The 5,285-nt window shown below is 62.6% G+C and carries 2 protein-coding genes; both read right to left on the bottom strand.

All coding sequences use genetic code 11. The features are described 5' to 3' along the window. Positions 1–18: 18 nt before the first annotated feature. Positions 19–2,355, bottom strand: coding sequence for an arylsulfatase (locus AC1DY5_RS40880; RefSeq protein WP_478120153.1), 2,337 nt, complete (start codon positions 2,353–2,355; stop codon positions 19–21). A 641-nt stretch (positions 2,356–2,996) separates the two neighbouring features. Next, a partial coding sequence (locus AC1DY5_RS40885; protein ID WP_478120154.1) for a glycogen/starch/alpha-glucan phosphorylase occupies positions 2,997–5,285 on the bottom strand: 2,289 nt, incomplete at its 5' end.

The following is a 5,285-nucleotide window of genomic DNA, read 5'->3' on the forward strand; positions in this document are numbered from 1 at the left end:
TATCAGGGTTGTACGCCGCTATTGCCGAGCCATCGCAATACGCATGGCATCTTCCGGCGAGACCAGATGGTCTACGCTCTCCGCAGCATCGGATATGGCGAGTTGCACGCCTTTGACGCGCCCGTTGAATGCGTTGTCCTTGGGCCCGTAGTCGGGGGACACGGGCGCGCCGCTGTCTTCGCCCACATCGCAACCGTCGTCCGCAGAGAAGACCATGGCCTGCGTCATCGGAACAGAACCCTCGCCCGCCTTCTTGCCGTCGACGAACAACGTCACTTGGCCACCCTTGCCGAGACCACCTCCTGCGTAGGCGAACTCCATGCGCACCTGGTGCTCGCCGGTCGGCAGCGGGTCCGCGGATTCGACGAAATAGTGGTTCACGCCCGCCACGTTGTAGCAGTACTTGAGCTTGCCCTGGTGCGCGTAGAGGCTCCATCCGCCGATGTTCGCGCCTTGCGCGATGATCACGCCCTGCGCGCCGGAGCCCGGGACCTCGATCTGGGCGGTGACGGAGTGCGATTTGTTCTTGAGGTTGAGCACGCAATTCTCCGACAGCCGGCTCATACCGCCGAACAGCAACTGCGTCTTTCCCCTGATCAGGACGGGCCGGCCTGCGGTGTCGGGGTTCATCTTTTCGACCACCCGATCGTCGATGGGCAGCACCTTGTAGCGTGTTGCCTCGATCAGCCACAGCCGCTGCAACTCGTGCAGCTTCTCGGGCATCTGCTTCGACAGGTCCCGGGCCTGGCTCCAGTCCTTGGTCGTGTCGTAGAGTTCCCAGACATCGTCGTCGAGCGCCACGGTCTTGCGGCCCATGAGGATCCACGGCGTCCCGTGCTTCGTGACCGCGGTCCAGCCCTTGTGATAGATGCCACGGTTGCCGAACATCTCGAAGTACTGCGTCTCGTGCCGCTCTGCCGCATTCGCGTCGTTGAACGTGTACAGCATGCTGACGCCTTCGAGCGGGTCTTGCGCCATGCCGTTGACCTCGACCGGCTCGGGCAAGCCCGCCGCCTCGAGAATCGTCGGCGCGATGTCGATCACGTGATGAAATTGCGAACGCATCTCGCCCTTGGCTTCGATCCCCTTCGGCCAATGGACGATCGTGCCGTTGCGTGTGCCGCCCCAGTGGGAGGCCACCTGCTTGGTCCATTGGTAGGGGGTATTCATTGCGTGGGCCCAACCCACGGCATAGTGGTTGTACGACTCCGGGCCGCCGAGCTTGTCGTAGCGTGCCATCAGAAACTCAGGCGTTTCAAGTGCGGCGAGTCCGTTGAAATTGGCCATCTCGTTGTAGGCACCGTTCAGCGTGCCCTCGGCGGAGGCCCCGTTGTCGCCGACGATGTAGTAGACGAGCGTGTCGTCGAGGATGCCGAGCTTCTCCAGGCTGTCGAGCAGGCGGCCCACGTGATGGTCGGTGAACTCCATGAAGCCTGCGTAGACCTCCATCTGCCGGCGCAGGATCGGCTTGAGCGCTTCCGGCATGTCGTCCCATGCGGGAATTTCCTCGTGGCGCGCGGTGAGTTCGCAATCGGCCGGGATCACACCCAGCACTTTCTGCCGGGCAATGGTTTCCTCGCGCAGCTTGTCCCATCCCTGTTCGAACTTGCCCTTGTACTTGTCGGCCCATTCCTTGGGTACGTGATGGGGCGCGTGGGTGGCGCCGGGCGCGAAGTACGCGAAGAACGGCTTGTCGGGAGCGAGGGCCTTCTGCTGTCCGATCCAGGACATGGCCTTTTCGGTCATGTCCTCCATCAAGTGATAACCCTCCTCGGGCGTCTTCTTCGGCTCGACCGGGTTGGTGCCTTCATACAGGCTCGGATACCACTGGTTGGCTTCGCCCCCGATGAAACCGTAGAAATACTCGAAGCCGCCGCCGCCAGTCGGCCACGCGTCGAAAGGGCCGACCGAACTCGTCTCCCACACCGGCACCTCGTGGCACTTGCCGAATTGCGCGGTGGAGTAGCCGTTGAGCTTCAGCGTGCGTGCCAAGGGCGACATGGAGTTGGGAAGCACCGAGCTGTAGCCCGGGGCCCCCGTGGCGATTTCGGTGATCCCGCCCATGCCGCAGGAGTGGTGGTTGCGTCCGGTTAGTAAGGCCTGACGCGTCGGCGAGCAAAGGGCGGTGGTATGAAAGCGGTTGAACTTCAGGCCGGCCGCTGCCAGCTTCTCCGCGTTCGGGGTCTGGCAAGGGCCGCCAAAGGCACTGGCCGAACCAAAGCCGGCATCGTCGATGAGGATGATCAACACGTTGGGCGCTCCCTTGGGTGGGCGCAATTGGTCGATCGGTGGAAACTTGGTGTCGGGGTCCCGCGCGTCGTAGGTGATGAGGCCGGGCCTCGACGTGTTGCGCATCGGGAGATGCGTACGAATCCTCCCATCGTCCGATCCCTGATTCTTCGGCTTGGCTTGATTGTTCACAAGCGTCTCCTCGGTTCATCGGTAGAGCAGATGCACATATCACCAGGAGCTCCCCGAGCCATTTCTCGGTGTTCCCGGAGGGCGGCAACAAAATTCGACACGGCGAGCGTACTCGGAACTTGGCCCGCCTGCTAGAGCAAATTCCGCGCATGCGCGCTACGCAGTGCCGAAGCAGCCATAGCGGACTAAGTTGTCAAGGCTTGAGCGTCCGCTTTTCGCCCTATTCGATAGGGTCCGCTGGCGAGTTTGGTGAACTGACAGTCCCGGCCACGAGCCGCCTTTCACGACTGTCCGCCATCGGGCAGTCCAATCCGTGAGGAAATGCTCGACTCGTGCTTGCCCTCGAGTCCGAGGTTGACTTCAAACTCGCGAGCAGGACTTCGAGGTTGCGATCAAGATCTTAGAGGAGTGGCGCATCGATAGATATTACGTCGGCAAAGCAAAGCTATTCGACCTGTAGCACCAAGTCAACCAGTTGTCGATGTCGTAGCGCGTCTGGAAAAATAGCTGTCCGTCGAGGTCCGGCGATGGTACCTATGCGAATGCGCGTCGAGCAGATCGGGACCGATCGGCCCTCAGTCAAGGCTGATCCTTGCCGGCGAAATCTCCCAGATCTTGTCGCAGTACTCGCGGATCGAGCGATCGGATGAGAACTTGCCGGCGCGGGCAGTGTTGAGGATCGACATGCGCGTCCAGCGATTCGGGTCCCTCCACGCGGCGTCCACGCGCTCCTGGCATCGCAGGTAGTCGGCATAGTCGGCCAGCACCAGGAAGGGATCCGAATACAGCAGGTTCTCGACGAGGGGGCGGAACACTTCGCGATCGCCGCGCGAGAAATGCCCGCTTGCCACCAGCTCCAGGGCTTCCCGCAACTCGTCGTTGCCTTCCACTCGGTCTGCGGGCCGGTAGCCGTCGCGCTTGACCCGGTCCACCTCCTCGGCGGTCAATCCGAAGAGGAAGAAGTTGTCGTCACCGACCTCCTCGCGAATCTCGACATTGGCGCCGTCCAGCGTCCCGATGGTCAAGGCCCCGTTGAGCATGAACTTCATGTTGCCGGTGCCGGAGGCTTCCTTGCCCGCCGTCGAGATCTGCTCGGACAGGTCGGCGGCCGGATAGACGGCATGCGCGTTCTTGACGTTGAAGTCCGGGAAGAACACGACCTTCAAGYGTCCCCCCACCATCGCATCCTCGTTGACGACTTCGGCCACGCCGTTAATGAGGCGGATGATGAGCTTGGCCATGTGGTAGCCCGGTGCGGCCTTGCCGCCGAAGAGGAAGCAACGAGGCACGATGTCTTGCTGCGGGTTGCGGCGCAGACGCTGGTAAAGCGTGCTGATGTACAGCACGTTGAGGTGCTGGCGCTTGTATTCGTGGATGCGCTTGACCTGGATGTCGAACAGGACGTCGGGGTCGACCACGACGCCGGTGCGGCCACGAATGCGCTGGGCCAGCGTCTCCTTGTTCGATCGCTTGATCTTGCGCCATTTCTCCTGGAATGCCGGATCGTCGGCGTGAGCTTCCAGCCCCCTGAGCCGTGCAAGGTCCTTGACCCAGCCTTCGCCCACCGTTGCGTCCAGCAGCCGCGAAAGCCCCGGATTGCTCAGCACCACGAAGCGCCGCGGCGTGACGCCATTGGTCACGTTGTGAAAGCGCTCCGGCCACAACGCGGCGAAGTCCTGCAGGACGGTCTGCTTCAGGAGTTCCGAATGCAGCGCGGCCACGCCATTGACGGCGTGGCTGCCGACGGTGGCCAGGTTCGCCATGCGGATCTTCCGTTCGCCGGTCTCGTCGATCAGCGACAGCCGCCTCAAGCGCGCATCGTCACCGGGATAGCGTTGACGTACTTCATCCATGAAGCGGCGGTTGATCTCGTAGATGATCTCTAGCGGACGTGGCAGCATGCTCCGGAACAACGGCAGCCCCCAGGTTTCGAGGGCCTCGGGCAGCAGCGTGTGGTTGGTGTAGGCGAGCGTGCGCAGCGTGATCTCCCAAGCCTGCTCCCAATCCAGCATTCGCTCGTCGATCAGGAGCCGCATCAGCTCGGCGACGGCGATGGATGGGTGGGTGTCGTTGAGTTGCGCCGCGAACACATCTGCAAGGCGTGCGATCGGCACGCCCTTGAGGTCGAGCAGGCGCAGCATGTCCTGGAGCGAGCAGGAGACGAAGAAGTACTGCTGCGCAAGGCGCAGGCGCTTGCCGACCTCCGGCTCGTCGTTGGGGTAGAGCACTTTCGAGAGCGTTTCGGAGGCCACCTTCTCGTCCACCGCGCCGTAGTAGTCGCCGACGTTGAAGTCCCGGAAGTCGAAAGACTCAACTGCCTCGCTCTTCCACAGCCGCAAGGTGTTGCAGGTGTTGACGCGGTAACCGAGTACCGGCGTGTCGCAGGCAACACCCTTGACCGTGCGCGACGGCTCCCAGCGCACGCGATAGCGTCCTTGCGCATCGGTGTCGGACACGGTGTGGCCGCCGAAATTGACATAGAAGCTCGTGTCGGGGCGCACGATCTCCCAGGGGTTGCCCTTCTGCAGCCACTTGTCGGTCACCTCCACCTGCCAGCCGTCACGGATGTCCTGGTCGAAGATGCCGAACTCGTACCGAATGCCATAGCCGATGGCCGGCACCTCCAGCGTCGCAAGCGAATCGAGGTAGCAGGCTGCCAGGCGCCCGAGGCCGCCATTGCCGAGTCCCGGCTCTTCTTCAAGCTCGAGCAGCACGTCCAGGTTCTGGCCAAGCGCGCGCATCGCCTCCCGCGCGCTCGCCTCGATGCCCAGATTGATGAGGTTGCTGCCCAGTTGCGGACCCATCAGGAATTCGGCTGACAGGTAGCACGCCACCTTGACCTGCGATCTGCCGTGGCTCTGCAC

The organism is Variovorax sp. P4_D9 (assembly GCF_056401695.1).

Bases quoted from the DNA above. Each gene is read 5' to 3' on its own strand.
- AC1DY5_RS40880 (WP_478120153.1), bottom strand. From the start codon at position 2,355: ATGCGCAACACGTCGAGGCCCGGCCTCATCACCTACGACGCGCGGGAC.